At 71.0% G+C, this 16,070-nt stretch carries 15 protein-coding genes and 1 tRNA gene; 9 read left to right on the forward strand and 7 right to left on the reverse strand.

Annotated features, from left to right (window positions below; translation table 11 throughout):
• A partial coding sequence (locus D7W82_RS31545; protein ID WP_120621868.1) for a nitrous oxide reductase family maturation protein NosD occupies positions 1-1,323 on the forward strand: 1,323 nt, incomplete at its 5' end.
• A 77-nt stretch (positions 1,324-1,400) separates the two neighbouring features.
• Here the strand turns inward: D7W82_RS31545 and D7W82_RS31550 are convergent.
• A tRNA-Cys gene (locus D7W82_RS31550) sits at positions 1,401-1,472 on the reverse strand.
• Positions 1,473-1,604: 132 nt separating this feature from the next.
• Here D7W82_RS31550 and D7W82_RS31555 point away from each other — a divergent pair.
• The 4 genes from D7W82_RS31555 (at position 1,605) to fdxA (ending at position 4,814) form a co-directional block, all read left to right on the forward strand.
• Entirely contained in the window at positions 1,605-2,756 is a 1,152-nt protein-coding gene (locus D7W82_RS31555) for an acyl-CoA dehydrogenase family protein (protein WP_120621869.1), read from the forward strand.
• A gap of 102 nt (positions 2,757-2,858) precedes the next feature.
• Entirely contained in the window at positions 2,859-3,209 is a 351-nt protein-coding gene (locus D7W82_RS31560; RefSeq protein WP_120621870.1) for a rhodanese-like domain-containing protein, read from the forward strand.
• 69 nt (positions 3,210-3,278) lie between these two features.
• Positions 3,279-4,367 carry an aspartate-semialdehyde dehydrogenase gene (gene asd, locus D7W82_RS31565; protein ID WP_120621871.1) on the forward strand — a complete coding sequence of 363 codons (1,089 nt, stop codon included), beginning with the start codon at positions 3,279-3,281 and terminating at the stop codon, positions 4,365-4,367.
• Between the two features lie 111 nt (positions 4,368-4,478).
• Positions 4,479-4,814, forward strand: coding sequence for a ferredoxin FdxA (fdxA, locus tag D7W82_RS31570; protein ID WP_120621872.1), 336 nt, complete (start codon positions 4,479-4,481; stop codon positions 4,812-4,814).
• A 112-nt stretch (positions 4,815-4,926) separates the two neighbouring features.
• Here fdxA and D7W82_RS31575 read toward each other — a convergent pair whose 3' ends face one another.
• Complete coding sequence (locus D7W82_RS31575) at positions 4,927-5,751, reverse strand: hypothetical protein (RefSeq protein WP_120621873.1); 825 nt, start codon at positions 5,749-5,751, stop codon at positions 4,927-4,929.
• Between the two features lie 149 nt (positions 5,752-5,900).
• Complete coding sequence (locus tag D7W82_RS31580) at positions 5,901-6,950, reverse strand: hypothetical protein (RefSeq protein WP_120621874.1); 1,050 nt, start codon at positions 6,948-6,950, stop codon at positions 5,901-5,903.
• A gap of 262 nt (positions 6,951-7,212) precedes the next feature.
• Here D7W82_RS31580 and D7W82_RS31585 point away from each other — a divergent pair, with 262 nt between their 5' ends.
• The gene (locus D7W82_RS31585; RefSeq protein WP_120621875.1) at positions 7,213-7,692 is read left to right on the forward strand and encodes a GNAT family N-acetyltransferase; all 480 of its coding nucleotides are present in this window, start codon (positions 7,213-7,215) and stop codon (positions 7,690-7,692) included.
• A 16-nt stretch (positions 7,693-7,708) separates the two neighbouring features.
• Here the strand turns inward: D7W82_RS31585 and hrpB are convergent, their stop codons facing one another.
• The 4 genes from hrpB to D7W82_RS31605 form a co-directional block, all read right to left on the reverse strand.
• Positions 7,709-10,273: an ATP-dependent helicase HrpB gene (gene hrpB, locus D7W82_RS31590; RefSeq protein WP_120621876.1), complete on the reverse strand. Its 2,565-nt coding sequence runs from the start codon at positions 10,271-10,273 to the stop codon at positions 7,709-7,711.
• Between the two features lie 45 nt (positions 10,274-10,318).
• Entirely contained in the window at positions 10,319-11,437 is a 1,119-nt protein-coding gene (locus D7W82_RS31595; protein ID WP_120621877.1) for a hypothetical protein, read from the reverse strand.
• A 42-nt stretch (positions 11,438-11,479) separates the two neighbouring features.
• On the reverse strand, positions 11,480-12,175 hold the full coding sequence (locus D7W82_RS31600) for an HAD family hydrolase (RefSeq protein WP_120621878.1): 696 nt from the start codon (positions 12,173-12,175) through the stop codon (positions 11,480-11,482).
• Between the two features lie 87 nt (positions 12,176-12,262).
• Positions 12,263-12,841 (reverse strand): HEAT repeat domain-containing protein, encoded by a 579-nt coding sequence (locus tag D7W82_RS31605; protein WP_233588049.1) that lies wholly within the window; start codon positions 12,839-12,841, stop codon positions 12,263-12,265.
• Positions 12,842-12,997: 156 nt separating this feature from the next.
• On the opposite strand from D7W82_RS31605, the gene D7W82_RS31610 reads away from it, so the two are divergent.
• From D7W82_RS31610 to D7W82_RS31620, 3 genes are all read left to right on the forward strand, one after another.
• On the forward strand, positions 12,998-13,390 hold the full coding sequence (locus D7W82_RS31610) for a DsrE family protein (protein WP_120587537.1): 393 nt from the start codon (positions 12,998-13,000) through the stop codon (positions 13,388-13,390).
• 218 nt (positions 13,391-13,608) lie between these two features.
• Complete coding sequence (gene cglB / locus D7W82_RS31615) at positions 13,609-14,922, forward strand: adventurous gliding motility lipoprotein CglB (protein ID WP_120621880.1); 1,314 nt, start codon at positions 13,609-13,611, stop codon at positions 14,920-14,922.
• A 79-nt stretch (positions 14,923-15,001) separates the two neighbouring features.
• A complete protein-coding gene (locus D7W82_RS31620; protein ID WP_120621881.1) occupies positions 15,002-15,979 on the forward strand; it encodes a RimK family alpha-L-glutamate ligase in 978 nt (325 codons plus the stop codon).
• Positions 15,980-16,070 lie beyond the last annotated feature (91 nt).

Here is a 16,070-nt window from a genome sequence, read left to right on the forward strand (position 1 = left end):
GCCCATGAGTGGGTGGTGTCGCCCAACGGCGATGACGGCGCCCAGGGCACGGAGGCCGCGCCGCTGCGCACCATCGCCATGGCGGTGAGCAAGGCCGGCCCCGGCGACCGCATCCGCGTGCTCGCGGGCACCTACGCCGAGCGCGTGGTGCTGGGCGACAACACCCAGGCCGGCACGCCCGAAGCGAGAATCACCCTCCAGGGCGAGGGCCGTCCCAAGCTCACCCCGGGCAGCGGCTCCGGCCCGGCGGTGCAGGTGCGCCGCGCGAACTGGGTCATCGACGGGTTCGACATCGACGTGGAGGGGCAGCCCATCTTCGGCGTCACCTTCGAGGGTGACGTGCAGGGCTCGATGCTGGCCAACTCGGAGCTGCACAACGGCACCGGCGGCGCGGGCGTCACCCTGTTCAACAACGCCAGGGGCGCCACCATCGAGAACAACAACATCCACGGCTTCGTGCGCACCACCGGCAACAAGGACTCGCACGGCATCGTGATGCAGCCCGCGTCCTACGACGTGACGGTGCGCAACAACGACATCCACGACAACTCGGGTGACTCCGTGCAGTGCCTGGGGCCCGAGGGCTTCAGCGACCTGCCGCCCGCCACGGGCCTGCTGGTGGAGAACAACCACTTCTTCAACAACCGGGAGAACGCCGTGGACATCAAGACGTGCCACGACGTCATCATCCGCAACAACCGGATGCACAAGTTCCTGCCGTCGGAGACGGCGAAGGGCGATGCGCTCGTCATCCACTACTCCGCCAACAACGTGCTGGTGGAGGACAACGAGCTGTATGACGCCGCCAAGGGCATCTCCGTCGGTGGCAACCACGAGGGCCCCGTGCCCCAGGCCGTCGTCGTGCGCCGCAACCGCGTGCACGACATCACCGACGCGGGCGGCGGCGAAGGCACCGCCATCCGCCTGGAGAACTCCAAGGGCACCGTGGTGGTGAACAACACCATCACCCGCGCCAAGGCCGGCATCATCCTGGGCCACGGCACGGGCGGCCCCACGGAGTCGCTGCGCGTGGCGAACAACCTCGTGGACGCGCCCGTCAGCGTGGACGTGGGCGGCCAGGCCCCCGGCCTCCAGATGAGCAACAACCTCTATCCCACTGGCGCGCAGTTCAAGAACAACGGTCAGCCCCAGGCCCTGGACGCCTTCAAGGCCGCCACGAAGGACACCACCTCCACCGGTGGTGACGTGACGGTGTCGGACACCTTCGCCCCGTCTCCGGCCGCCCAGGACAAGGGCCTGGACGAGGGCCAGCCCTTCTGCGGCGCGGCCCCGGACATCGGCGCGGTGGAGCTGGGCTGCTAGGCCCCATCCGGGAAGGCACCCCCGGAAAAGCAGAAGGCCCGATGCGGAGACTTCCGCATCGGGCCCTTTGTCTTATGAGGCGCCACCCGGATTCGAACCGGGGAATGAAGGTTTTGCAGACCTTTGCCTTACCACTTGGCTATGGCGCCGCAGCGATTGGGGCCGGGGTTATACGCAGCCCGGCAGGAGCCGGTCAAGGAAGCAACACCATCCAGCCCCGCTTCTCGTCCCGCTACCATACGGCGCGGGGTGTCAGGCCCTGACAAGCGAGGGAGCACACGATGTTGCACGGCCAAGGCGTCTTTCAGGAAGAGCACGAAGCCTTCCGCCGCACCGTCCGGGCGGTGGTGGACAAGGAGCTGCGCCCGTTCGCGGCGGACTGGGAGGCCCGGGAGGAGTTCCCCCGGGAGCTCTTCACCCGCTTCGGCGAGCTGGGCTTCCTGGGCCTGAAGTACCCGGAGGCCTACGGGGGCACGGCGGCCGGGGAGCTGTACGAGGCGGTGCTCCTGGAGGAGCTGGGCCGCTGCGGCTCTGGCGGCGTGGCCGCGGGGCTGGGCGGGCAGTTCACCATCGCCACCGGCCCCCTGCACCTGTTCGGCACGGAGGCCCAGAAGCAGCGCTGGCTGGCCCCCGCCATCCGGGGGGAGAAGATTGGCGCCCTGGGCATCACCGAACCGGACGCCGGCTCGGACGTGGCGGGCCTGCGCACCACCGCCCGCCGCGACGGCGACCACTACCTCGTCAACGGCTCCAAGACGTACATCACCAACGGGGTGCGGGCGGACTTCGTGGTGCTGGCGGTGAAGACCGACCCGTCGCGCGGCCACAAGGGCCTGTCCATGCTGGTGGTGGAGCGGGGCACGCCGGGCTTCAGCGTGGGGCGCAAGCTCCAGAAGGTGGGCTGGCGCGCGTCCGACACGGCGGAGCTCTTCTTCGAGGACTGCCGCGTGCCCGCGGAGAACCTGCTGGGCGTGGAGAATCAGGGCTTCTCGCAGATCATGGGCAACTTCCAGTGGGAGCGCCTGTCGCTCGCGCTGGGCGCGGTGGGCGCCATGGACGACATGCTGGAGACGGTGCTCGAGCACGTGAAGCAGCGCCGCGCCTTCAATCAGACGCTGGCCGGCTTCCAGGTGGTGCGCCACAAGCTGGCGGACCTGTACACCGCCCGCGAATGCGCGCGGCAGCTCACCTACCACGCGCTGCGCCTGCACGTGTCCGGCGAGTACGCCGTCGCGCAGACCTCCATGGCCAAGAAGGTCGCCACGGAGACGTGCTGCCGCGTGGCCGACGAGTGCCTCCAGCTCCACGGCGGCGCGGGCTACATGATGGAGTACGACATCCAGCGCCACTGGCGCGACGCGCGGCTGGGGCCCATCGGTGGCGGCACCAGTGAGGTGATGAACGAAATCATCGCCAAGCAGCTGGGCCTTTAGCGCCCGCGGGCCCACCGGGAAGCAGGCGGGCGGACAGGCGGGAAGAGGGGAAAAAGCCCTCCGGTTCATGTTCGATGGAGCCAGTCGCCTGGGGAGGTCCCGGTGGAGCCCACCATCATCTGTGATGAGCTGTTCATGCGTCTGGGGGACGAGGAGGTCCTCGTCCTGGATTGCCGCGACGCGATGGACTGGGAGCGGTTCGAGATCCACATCCCCGGCGCGCTGCGCATGACGGCCTCGGAGATCGCCCGGGACCTGTCGATGCTGCCGGACGACGAGCTCATCGTCCTGTGCGGCACCACCCAGGACTGCGCGGACATCCGCCGCATCTGCCGCGTGTTGCGCCTGAGGGGGCGCAACGCCGTGTGCCTCGCCGGCGGGCTCCATGCCTGGGTGACGGGGGGCTACCCCACGGAGCGCCACGCACGCGCCCCCTCCCACGCCCACCGTTGAGCGGCGGATGCAGCGCGTCGTGAAACGGTGTAAGGAGCGCCCTGCCGCTCCCACCGGAGACCCCCCACGATGGCCAAGCTTCGCGCCGTGCTCATTGGCGCCACCGGACTCGCGGGCCAGCAGTTCATCGCTGCCCTGAAGGACCACCCGTTCATCGAGCTGACCGGGCTCGCCGCTTCGCCCCGCTCCGCTGGGAAAACGTACGCGGACGCCCTGCGCGCCTCCAACGGCATGCTGGCCTGGTTCGTCCCGGAGCCGCTCCCGGAGTCCATCGCCCGAATGACGGTGGTCAGCGGCGACGCCGTCCAGGCGAAGGACTACGACATCGCCTTCTCCGCCGTGGAGGCGGACGTCGCCCGTGAAATCGAGCCGCGCCTGGCCCGGGACATCCCGGTGTTCTCCGCCGCGAGCGCCTTCCGCTACGACGCGGACGTGCCCCTGCTCATCCCCCCCGTGAACGCCGCCCACGCCCCGCTCATCAACGAGCAGCGCCGGCAGCGCGGGTGGAAGGGCTTCATCGTCCCCATCCCCAACTGCACCACCACCGGCCTCGCCGTGACGCTGGCCCCCCTGGCCGAGCGCTTCGGCGTGAAGGCCGTGCTGATGACCAGCCTCCAGGCCATGTCCGGCGCCGGACGTTCGCCCGGCGTCATCGGCCTGGACATCCTCGACAACGTCGTGCCCTACATCCCCAAGGAGGAGCACAAGGTCGAGGTGGAGACGAAGAAGATCCTCGGGGCGCTCAACCCCGCGGGCGCGGCGCTCACCCCACACGACGTGCGTGTCTCCTGCACCTGCACCCGCGTCGCCGTCCTGGAGGGCCACACCGAGTCCGTCTTCGTGTCGCTCGGGAAGAAGGCCACCGTGGCGGAGGTCACCCAGGCGATGCGCGAGTGGCAGGGCGCCCAGGTGGCGAGGGACCTGCCGTCCGCTCCGCCCCGGTGGATTGAAGTGCTGGACGACCCCTTCCGCCCCCAGCCCCGCATGGACCGGGACACCCACGGCGGCATGGCCACCACGGTGGGCCGCATCCGCGAGGACGGGGTGCTGGAGAACGGCTTCAAGTACGTGCTCGTCTCCCACAACACGAAGATGGGGGCCGCGAAGGGCGCCATCCTCGTCGCCGAGCTGCTGCGGGCGCAGGGCTTGCTGGGCTGACCGGGAAACGGGGCCGGGTGGGGCCCTAAATTCAAGGTGCCAACCCTGGCCGCAACCATCTACTGTGCGCGGCCACGGACGCGCGGAATTCCGCACAGAGGAGACATCCACATGGCCTACGTCGTCGCCGAGCCTTGCATCAAGTGCAAGTACACCGACTGTGTCGAGGTGTGCCCGGTCAACTGCTTCTACGAGGGGGCGAACTTCCTCGTGATCCACCCGGACGAGTGCATCGACTGCGGCGCTTGCGAGCCCGTCTGCCCGACCAAGGCGATCTTCCCCGAGTCCGAGCTGCCCTCGGAGTGGTCGGAGTACAAGAAGCTCAACACCGACTTCGCCTCCAAGTGGCCCAACATCGCGGAGAAGAAGGCCGCCCTGCCCGAGGCCGAGGAGTACAAGGACAAGAAGGGCAAGCGCGCGGAGCTGAACCCCGCCGGCGGGAAGTAACCGCGGGCCGAGTCGCCCGAGCGCGCCCGTCGTGATGAAGGCCCTTGCGCCCCCTGGCGTGAGGGCCTTCATCGTTCCAGGAGCCTGGCGGGGGAGCGGCATCGTCGGACGCTCACCCCGCCTGGAGGACGCTGAGCCGCAGTCCCCGCGCCTCCAACGCGTCGCGCAGCCGCGCCACGTCCTCGGAGGGAACGGGCCCATGGCGGCCCTGGATGCGCAGCGCCACCTCCCGGGGCCCCGTGCGCTCCACTTCCACGGTGGCCTCCAGCGCCCCGCGCAGGCTGAGGCCCAGCGCCGGCCGCTGTGACTTCACGAAGACCTCGATCTTCTCGATGAGCGCCAGGGTGGACTCGACCTGCGCGACGGGGGGGCTGGCCGGTGCGGCACCCTCCGTGGAGCCGCTCGCCGCGCGAGCACCTTCGGGCGGGGAGCCGCGCGACAGGCCTTCCGAGGAACGCTCATCCCGCGTGGGCGAAGGGAGGGGGCTCGGCGCCGGACGGGGCTCCGCGCGGAAGGAGCGCTCCACCTCGCGGGCCAGCAGCTCCGTCGCACGGTGGGAGGCCTGCGTCCCGCCTTCCACGAGCGCCTCCTGGCGCACCGACCCCAGCCGCTGAGCCTCCACGTGCATGCCCTGCCGGGCCTGGCGGAGCGTCTCCGGGCTGCCCAGCGCGCTGCGCGTCGTCGCGAAGATGGCCCCTGCCGCACGGACACCGGGGAGCGCCGGAGTGGCCCTCGTCGCTGGCCCCGGCCCCTGTCCACCGGCACGGAGCAGGCCGGGCTTCGGGAGGGGCCCTGGAGCCACCGGCTCTCGGCGGGCCCCGGGACGGGGTGGGGTGTCGGACCGTCCGGAGGTCCGCTGGAGGACCTGTTTGAACGCGTCCTTCTCCGGGGGGACCTGCTCGTTCCCGGAAGGGGCGTCCTGACCTTCGACCTTCATGGCATGCCTCGCGCGCAAGGGATGCGCGGGCATGAGCAGCGGCCGTGCCAGTCAGGCGGGGCGCGCTCCCGGGAGGACGGCGCGCAAGGGAGGCGGCACGGCAGGGTGCCGCCCCCGGGATGGGTGTGCGGGACGCGGGACGGCGCGCTTCAGCGCTTGCCGCCGAAGCCGCCCGGCTGCACGGGCGCGGTGCCCGTCAGGTCGTTGAACGCGAGCGGACAGGACGCCACGGCGTTGGGATCCGCGAGCGCGGGGTTCTGGGCCCAGTCGCGGTCCTGGAAGAGGTACGCGTCGCGCACCTCCAGCTCCTTGAGCTGCTTGCGGTACTCCCAGAAGCGGCCGCGCAGGAGCACGCGCGCGCCCTTCGGCAGCTGCGTCAGCGGCGTGTACTGGTCGTCCTTCAGGCGCGCCGTGATGGTGACGGCGGGCCGCACCTTGGGCTTGCCGTAGGTGAGCCCCGTCAGCAGGCCGTCATTGCCCGGATCCGGCAGGTAGTAGACGAGGCGGGCCACCAGCGCGGGAGGCTCCGGCGGAGGGCCCTTCTTGCTCTTCTTCTTGGGCTTCTCCAGCTTCGCGTCGATGAACTCCAGCCCCGCGAAGGCCACCTCCTTGTCGAGGTAGTCGTCGCGGAACTTCGCGTCCGCCACGCTGGCCGCGGTGGTGTTGGCCTTGAGGACCTCCAGGTCGTAGCGCTCCAGCATCGCGGGCAGCGTGAAGAAGAAGCTGTCCACGGGCTTCACGCCATCCGCGATGAAGCGCAGCTTGCTCAAATCCAGCGGCGGGTAGTACGGCGCGAGCGCCACCGCCGTCTGCATCCACTCGGGCGGCAGCTTCTTGTCGATGAGCACCCGGCGCATCATCGACACCAGGTACATGTTGGCGGGGAAGCGCGGGGTGGACAGCTGCGTGCCCAGCGCCTGGATCAGCACGGGGTCCAGGTAGAAGTTCTCGTCGCGCTTGTGCAGGTACGGCGCGGACTCGCCCACGATGGTGAGCAGCGCCCCCACGAGCTGCGCGCAGTTCGCGTCGCTCGTCCCCTGGACCAGGGCCTGATTGACGCGGGAGCGGAGGAACCGCTTGTCCATGTCCGCTTCGCGGAACACGGGCGGCTCTCCCGTTCCAAAAAAGAACTCCTTCTGGGCGAGCGCGGGCGTCGACAGCAGGCCCACGGACAGGGCGAAGAGGGCACGGGTACGCATCGGCCTGAACCCTACCATGCCCTCCCCGGGATGATCCTCCCCCGAGCGGACCCACCCACGCGCGGAGTGGAACCCGCCAGCGCTCCCAACGTGGGAGGGCAATTGCAACCGGATGACCCGATGCGGCGGGGCTTTCGCGACAAGCCCTTTCGAGGGCAGGGGCAGGGGACGGGCCGACCGCGCGGGGGGCATGCCGGGTCGGCAGGCGGTGGTTTTTTCCGCCTGTTGGCGGCGCAGGCTTTTGTGTACGTTGCCCGGAGCCATGCCGACGCCTCCCGAGACTTCCCCGGCACCCGTCACCGTCGCCCACATCAAGGACGAGGCGGAGCTCATGCAGGCCCTCGCCATCCGCGAGGTGGTGTTCATCGAGGAGCAGCACGTGCCCGAGGGCATCGAGCGCGACGCCGAGGACGCCCTCGCCTACCACGTCATCGCCTACCAGGGCGGCCACGCCATCGGCACCGGCCGGCTGGTGAAGCTGCCGGAGCCGCCCGCGGGGCAGGCCGGGACGTGGGGCCAGATTGGCCGCATGGCGGTGCTCCAGGCGCACCGCAAGGCCCGCGTGGGTTCGCTGCTCCTCACGTCGCTGGAGGAGGAGGCGCGCCGCCGCAACGTGAACGGCATCATGCTGCACGCCCAGCTCTACGCGCTCGACTTCTACAAGAAGCACGGCTACCAGCCCGTCGGCGCCGTCTTCGACGAGGCCGGCATCGACCACCTGGAGATGCACAAGCGGCTGTAGTCCCGCGCCGCTCGCTTCAGCGCCTCGGAGGACGGGGCGCGGGCGGCTCGGCGTGGCGTGGATCCTCCGGCCACGAGTGCCGGGGGTACTTGCGGCACAGCTCCTTGCGGATCGCCGGGTAGTGACGCTCCCAGAAGCCCGCCAGGTCCGTGGTCACCTGCACGGCGCGCATGTTGGGAGCCAGCAGGTGCAGCACCAGCGGCACGCGGCCCGCGCCCACGCTGGGCCCCTGCGCCATCCCGAAGAAGTCCTGCAGCCGTGACTCCACCCAGGGTGGCTTGTTGGGCTCGTAGTGCACCTTCACGCCGCGCCCGCCGGGCAGGGTGACGCGCTCGGGGGCGTGGTTCGCCAGCAGCCGCTGCTGCTCGGAGGTGAGCCGCGCGTAGAGCGCATCCAGCAGCGACACGCCCTCCAGGTCGGAGAAGCTGCGCGCGCCCACGCACAGGGACGCCAGCGCGTCGCGCATGAAGTCCGCGTCCACGGAAGGGAAGCCCGCCTCGGGGAACGCCTTGCCCAGGAGCTCCACGCGGGTGCGCCACTGCTCCAGCGCCTCGGGCTCCGCGAAGCGCTCCGGGCCCGCGGCCAGCGCCGCCGCGGCCAGCACGCGCGCGGCCTCCTCGGACGGGGGCGCGGGCGTGCGCGTCTCCTCCAGCACGAGGTTTCCGTAGGCCAGCCGGGTGAGGCGCTCCACGCGGCGCGAGTCCGCGTTCCATTGGAGGGTGTCCACCTCCTCCAGCGCGTCCGGGTAGAGGTCCAGCAGCCACTCGGCCTCCACGGTGCTGGCGAGCCGCACGACGGCGCCGCGGCCGGGGCGCTCCTCCGCGTCCACGGCGACCATCAGCTCCGCGTCCTGGACGACGCTGAACTCGGACAGGCTGGTGGTGCCACCGCCGAACATGAGCAGCTCCGGCGAGCGGGGCCGCCGCCTGCGGGCCACACGGTCCGGGTAGCCCGCGAGCACGCTGAGCATCAGGGCCTGCTCCACGTCCTCGGGGCGGCCGGGGCGAGCGCCCTGTTCGCGGACCGTGCGGCGAAGCTGCTTCTGCACGCGCTCCACGGACTGCACCGCGCCCGAGTCCAGTGACAGCGACTGCATGCGGCCGGAGGCGAAGCCCGAACGGCCGGCTTCGCGGAAGCGCTCCAGGAGCTCCAGCAGGTCGGAAGGCCCACTGACGAGCGCGGACGCGCGGCCTCCACCGCCCAGGTTGGCGCGGGCTTCGCGGCGGATGTCGCGTTCGCCCATGAGGGCCGCGAGCACGGCGGCATCACCGCCCACGCCCCGGCGCTCGCCCTCGACGATGACGCGCGCCTGGCGCGGGTGGACGGGGAAGCGCAAGAGCCGCTGGCCCACGTCCGTCACCTGGCCCTTCGCGTCCACCGCTCCCAGCCGGCGCAGCAGCGTCTCCGCGGCCTCCAGGGCAGGGGCGGGGGGCGGCTCGAAGAACGGGAACGCCGTCAGGTCCTTCACGCCCGACGCGCGCAGGGAGAGGACCGTTTCGGCCAGGTCGGTGCGGCGGATCTCCGGGGCCTCCTGATCAGGCCGGCCGTCGAAGTCGTGCTGGGTGTAGAGGCGCACGCAGTGCCCGGCGCGGGTGCGGCCCGCGCGGCCAGCACGCTGCACGGCGGAGGCCCGGCTCACCTTGCCCAGCTTGAGCTGCGGCAGCCCGGACCAGGGCGAGTGGGACGCCACGCGAGCAAGCCCGCTGTCGATGACGACCGCCACGCCGTCGATGGTGACGGACGTCTCCGCGACGTTGGTGGACAGGATGATCTTCCGGCGAGAGCTGCGGCGCACGGCGCGGTCCTGCTCCGCGGGAGAGAGGTCGCCATGGAGCGGGAGCACGTCGGCGTCGTGGCGCTCGGCGAACTCCGCGCAGGTATCGCGCGCGCGGCGGATCTCCCCGGCCCCGGGGAGGAACACGAGCACGTCGCCGTCGACGCCCTGGGTGAACAGGCGCTTGAGCGCGGAGAGGACTTGCTGATCCAGGTGCCGCTCATCCGGGGCGGAGAGGTACTCGACGCTGACGTCGAAGCGGCGGCCCTCGGAGCGCAGGGAAGGGGCGCCGCCCAGGTACGCGCGGACGGGCTCGGCCTCCAGCGTCGCTGACATCACCACGAGCTTGAGGTCCGGGCGGGCCGTCTCCTGCAGCCGCCGCAGGAGCGCCAGCGAGATGTCCGCGGACAGGTGCCGCTCGTGGAACTCGTCGAGCACGACGATGCCCACGTCGCGAAGCGTGGGGTCGGTGAGCAGGCGGCGTCCGAGCACGCCTTCGGTGACGAAGGACATGCGCGTCTTGGGACCGCGGACGTCCTCGAAGCGGACCTGGTAGCCCACGGTCTCGCCCACGCGCTCGCCAATCTCCTCGGACACGCGCTGCGCGGCGAGCCGGGTGGGCAGCCGCCGGGGCTGGAGGACGACGATCTCCTTGCCCGCGCCCAGCCCTGCCTCCAGCAGCGCGCGGGGAACACGGGTCGTCTTGCCCGCGCCAGGCGGCGCCTCCAAGACGAGCGACCGCGAACTCCGGAGCGTGGAGACGATGTCGGGCAGGAGGGGATCGATGGGAAGGGCGACGTCCGCCATGTCCGGGTTCCTCTTCACGGCGGGGGACTCACCGCGCGTCGGGTCTCAAGGCGTGCCAGCCTCGGACGGGTCGGTCTTCTTGCGTCGCTTGGGGCGCACGGCCTCCGGAGCACCGGAAGCCGGAGCGTCCGAAGGAGCGTCAGCCTGAGCGGACTCCGCGGCCGGAGCCGCGTTCTTCGGAGGCCGGCCCCGCCGGGCGGGACGCGCCGCGACGGGGGCCTCCGGGGCGGCGGGCTCGGAAGCAGCGGTGACCTCCTCGGAGCTACTGTCAGAAGCCTGGGGCTCGGAGCCGCCAACCTCCGCCACCGTCTCCTCCGGAGGAACCTCGGCCTCCGGCTCGTCGGGAGCCGCCTCCAGCGAGTCATCCCCGGAAGCCTCCTCGGACCCCTCGAACGCCTCCTCCTGGCCGGCGTCGCCCTCCTCACCGAAGAGGTCCGAAGCACCCTCCTCGGCGGAGAGCGCGAGCGACTTGCCCGCGCGCTTCCGGGGCTTGAGGGTGAGGCCCGCGGCCTCGAAGACCCCGGGCGCGGGAACGAGCGCGGCCTCGGCGAGCAGCCGCCCCTGCCGCAGCGCCACGTCCAGGCGCCGTCCCAGCGACACCAGCGCCTCGCGCAGGGCCGCCTCCTGATCCGGGGGCAGGGGAGTGGGGGACAGGCTCGCGGTCCACGCCGCGAACGTCGCGGCGACCTGATCCACGACGGGGCGGACCATGGCGAAGTCATCGCGGGAGAAGATGCGCGTGACGTAGGCGCTCTTGAGCCGCCGCTCGTACGAAGTGGCGTACTCGTTGACCAGCTCCAAGGGGGCCCGGCGCAGCTGCGGGAACTTGAGGTGGGGGAAGAGGGCCTCGATGACGGGGGCGCGGCTGCTGGCGGTGAAGGTGATGCCGGCGTGCAGCTTCTCCAGCGCATCCACCCAGCGGCCCTGCTGATCGAACGAGAACTCCTCGCGAGCCTCGTCGAGCTCCGGCAGGTCCTTCACCTGTTCCAGCAGACCGCCCGCGGGCTCACGGGCCTCGCGCAGGCGCTCCAGCGCGGAGGCCAGCCACTGCTTCTCGGCCTCCAACCCCGGCCTGCCGATGACCATCTCCTCCGCCGTGGCGAGTCGGGCCTCGAAGGCCTCGGCGAAGCGGATCAGCTCATAGGATTCGAGCGTGGACGACATGGGTGGACGACTCCTCGGAGGGGCGGCGGAGATACCACACCTTCACCGTCCGACGAGCAGGGCCTCCATGGCTCCAGGGGCGGCGAAATCCGCGAAGGCCCACTCGGCGCCAGCGTCGCGCAGCGCCTGGGGCGTGAAGTTGCCCGTGCCCACGCCAATCGTCTCCGCGCCAATGCCCTTGGCGGCCGCGACGTCCTTCGGCGTGTCGCCGATGATCACCACCCGGCACGCCTCCAGCGGATGCCCCAGCTGCGCCGCTCCGGCCTGGGCGCCGTGCCGGATGAGCGCCACGCGGTCCTCGAAGTCGCAGCCAAAACCACCGAAGGCGAACTGGTCGTGGATCTCCACGCGGTCCAGCTTCACCTTGGCGCCCGCGCGCACGTTGCCGGTGCCCAGGCCCACCGCGAAGCCCTGCCGCGAGCGAGCCTCCATCACGGCCTCACGCATGCCCGGGTGAAGCCGGTACTCGCGCGCATCGACCTTGGGAACCTCCAGCCCCAGGTGGGCGACGTACGCGTCGATGACCGCGCTGATGGTGTCCTCGGTGTCGGGCTGCCCGATGACGCCCAGCCCCTTGCGGACGATGGCCCGGTCCGTCATGCCGGACATGCTGAAGCCGTCGCACGCGTCGCGCCGCCGGTGGAGCTGCTCGAAGGCCAGGCCCATGGCTCGGCGGCCGGCACCGCCGGTGGTGACGAGGGTGCCATCGATATCGAAAAGGAGGACGGTGGGGCGCATGGCCTCCCATCTAACGGAAGGCCCCGCCCGACGCGAGCCCCGAGCAGCCCACCAGAACGGCCGCCCCCGCCATGCCTGGCGCCCGGCTCAGGGCTCCGCGAGCGTGAGGCCCTGCTGGAGCGCCTCGCGCACCTGGGGAACCTCCTCCAAGGGGAGCCGCTCCTCCAGCACCTCGCGCACCCGCTGACCGCCCAGCCGGCCAAGCGCCTGGGCGACGGCCTCACGCAACCGCAGGTCGCGGTCCTCCAACCGGGCCTGCAGCGTCTTCACGGCCTCGAACCCCAGCCGCTGGCTCAGCGCGGCCGCGGCCTGGGAGCGGACATCCGAAGGCCGGTGCGGATCCTCCAGCATCGCCTGGAGCGTCTGTCCCGCCTCGGGCGACTCCACGCGAGCCAGCGCCGTCACGGCCCGCATCCGCTGCGCATCCGGGACGCTCGTGTCCTCCGCCAGCGCCGCGAGCACGGGCACGACCTCTGGCCCGAACCTGCGCCACGCCGCCTCGGGCGCCACGGTCGATTGAGAGAGCAATCCCAGGGCCTCCGTGCGCAGCGGCCCGGGAACGGCGGCGGGCGACACGGAAGCCGCTGCCGGTGCCTTCGTGGGGACAGGAGCCGCTTCGGACACGGGCCCCACGCCCGCGAGCAAGGCGAGCCCGGCCAGCGTCACCCATCGCGAGGAGGCGGAACGGAACAGGACCGGCGAGGGACGAACACCGCGGGGGCGGGACGGCTGGCTCGGCATGCGGGGCTCCCGGTGGGGAAGGGGAGCCCCGTTATACGACGGCTGCCGGTCCGGACTCGATAACGCTAAGGTCGGCCCACCATGGCCGGACGCGTCTTCTTCTTCCTCCAGCACGCCACGTACGAGCCCGCCTATCAGGCGGCCTCCATGGGCATCACCGCCGCCGCGATGGGCGACGACGTCTACTTCGTCTTCGCCTTCGAGGCCCTGCGCCAGCTGGTCCGCGGCGGCTTCGGCCTGGCGCACAGCGAGCGGGAGCGCACCGAGGCGGCCCGGGCCGAAGGGCTCAATGTCCCCACACCGGCCCGCATGCTGGAGGAGGCGCGCGCCCTGGGCGCGAAGCTCGTGGCCTGCGACACCACGGTGCGCATCTGTGGCCTGTCGCCCCAGGAACTGCACGGCACGCTGGACGAAGTCATGGGCCTGGCCTCCATCTGGAGGCTGACCGACGGCGCGCGCGTCCTCACGCTGTGAGCGGCCCGCCGAGCCGGCCCCCACCCTCCGGAAGGAGGCGGATGTCCGACAGGGGAACCAAACCTGCCCTCGTGGATCGCCTGTCGTTGCAACTTGGCAGCATTACCTGAATGGAACCTGCCTGCCGCGCGTCGCTGTAGCCTCGGTAGGCGTCCACGCGTTACGCTGGGGGCATTCGCAGTTCGTTGTTCCCCCCTGGAAGGAAACCCTCAAAGCCTATGCGCGCCACGTTGACCCCCCTGAGCGCACTGCTGGCCGGCACCCTCGGTGTTGCCGTGATGGCCGGCTGCCAGACCTATGACTTCGAGCCGGTGGATCCGCTCGCGATTGCCCAGACGACGAAGGAGACGGTGATCGCCGCTCGCAAGAGCAAGCCGGACGTGATGCTCCTCGTGGACATCTCCGCCTCGATGACGAAGCCGGTCAACAAGGACCTGGTCGTCAACGGCACGCGCGTGTGTGACCTCCGAGACGACGACGGCACGCCCTTCATGTGCGAGGACAAGTATCCCTGCGATACTTCGAAGTGCCCCACGCGCTGGTCGGAACTCCAGGGCGCCATGGGCCCGTTCCTCGCGGAGAGTGGCAAGCTGGTCCGCTTCGGTCTGACGACCTACCCGGCGCCTCCCCCTTCGACGGGAACCGTCACCCCGGCTCAGCTCTGCGCGCCTGCTGCCAGCCTCGAGGATGGGAGCGTCCGCGCCTTGATCCCGAAGGACCTGGATTCGGACGAGGCTCTCCAAGACTACGCGAATGAGGTCAACGCCGAGCTGCAGGCCATCCCCAACGGCGGCGTGGGCCGGCCCCAGGGCGGTACGCCGACGAGCGCGAGCCTGCAGTTCGCCAGTACGCTCCTGACGCCCAACTCCGAGGATCGCGACCAGATCATCATCCTGCTGACCGACGGTCTGCCCAACTGCAACGACAAGAACGAATACGATGGCACCAGCGCTGATTGCCGCTGCACGCTCGAAACGCTGTCGCAGTGCACGGACAGTTTCAGCCCGTACTTCAAGCGCGGCTGCCTCGATAAGAACGCCTCCGTGACCGCGGTGTCGGCGCTGAAGGCGAGCAAGATCTCCACCATCGTCATCGGCTTCGGCGCGGAGACGTCGGCGGGTGACGGCCCCAGCGTCCTCAACGAGATGGCCCGCGCGGGCGGCTTCGCGCGCACGTGCAAGGCCAGCATCGACTGCGGCACGGGTGACACCTGCGACGTCGGCACCGGCTTCTGCGGCCGCTCCTTCTACCAGGCGGGCAACCGCGAAGAGCTGGCGGCCGCGCTGAAGTCGATCAGCGAGGCGATCCAGCCGGGCGAGCCGTGCTTCACGCCGCTCGAGCAGAGCCAGCTGCCCTCGGATGAGAAGCTCATCGTCGTCTACATCGACGGCGAGCGCACGCTCGCGGGCCCCGACACCTGGTCGCTGGAGAGCGGTGGCGTGCGGTTCACGGGCAGCGCCTGCGCGAAGCTCGAAGCGTCGCGTCCGGAAGACCCGGTCAGCGTCGAAGTGCGCGCCATCCGCCAGCTGTAGGCTGGCAGGCAGGCGGAGGCGGCTTTACGCGGGCGGAGGCGGGGATTATAGGGTCCTCGCCGGGCCGGTCGCCTCCGCCATGAAAATCACTGTCCTCTCGCGCTCCGCTTCCATCTCGTCCACGCGGCGGATCGTCGAAGCAGGCCGCGCGAGGGGACACAAGGTCCGCGTGCTCAACCCGCTCCGGGTGCAGATGCATCTGGACGGGGGCAGCCAGGCGACCCTGTTCTACGACCGCAAGAAGCTCACGCCCACCGACGTCGTCATCCCGCGCATCGCCCTGTCCATCAGCACCTACGGGCTCGCGGTGGTGAACCAGTTCGGTCTGGCGCGCGTGCCCCTGGTGAACCATGCCCAGGCCATCGCGCAGTCGCGCAACAAGATGCGCGCGCTCCAGCTCCTGTCCGCCCACGGCATCGCCATCCCCGCCACGGTGATGGCCCGGGACGCGGCTCACCTCAAGGAGATGGTTGGCCTGGTGGGCGGGGTGCCCGTGCTGGTGAAGCTCCTCCAGGGCCAGGAGAAGCACGGCGTGATGGTCTGCGAGAGCCTCCAGTCCCTGGAGGCCGCGCTCGAGGCGGTGCTCGGCCTGGGGCACAACCTCGTCATGCAGGAGTACGTGCGGAGCACCGGCCAGGACGTGCGTGTGCTCGTGGTGGGCGGTGAGGCCATCGCCGGCGTGCTGCGCAAGCCGCGCCCCGGTCGCCTCTCGCACACGCTGAACCGGGGCGCCCGCCTGGAGTCCCTGCCGCTGTCCCCCAGCCATCGCGCCATGGCGGAGAAGGTCGCCCGGCTCGTGGGCCTGGAGGTGGCTGCGGTGGACATCCTGGACGTCCAGGGGCACCCCAAGGTCTTCGAAGTGAACAGCTCGCCCGCGCTCCTGGAGATGGAGGCCGCGACGGGCCTGGACCTGACCACGCCCATCATCCAGCGGGCGGAGGCCCTCGTCGCCGGCGCCGTCCCTGTCTGGACCGCCGCCCTGGAGACGCCCCAGGCCCTGCCCCCGCCGCCTCCGGGGCGCAAGGGCGCCGTGAAGGTGAACGCGCCGCGGAGTTAGAAGAGAAAGCGCTCCCCGCGCGTCCGAAGCCCCGGTATACGAACGCCGCCTTCCTGGAGACCCCCATGCCCAGCACCCGCCTCCTCCCGAC

This window comes from Corallococcus sp. CA049B (assembly GCF_003611685.1).
Classification (GTDB): Bacteria; Myxococcota; Myxococcia; order Myxococcales; family Myxococcaceae; genus Corallococcus; species Corallococcus coralloides.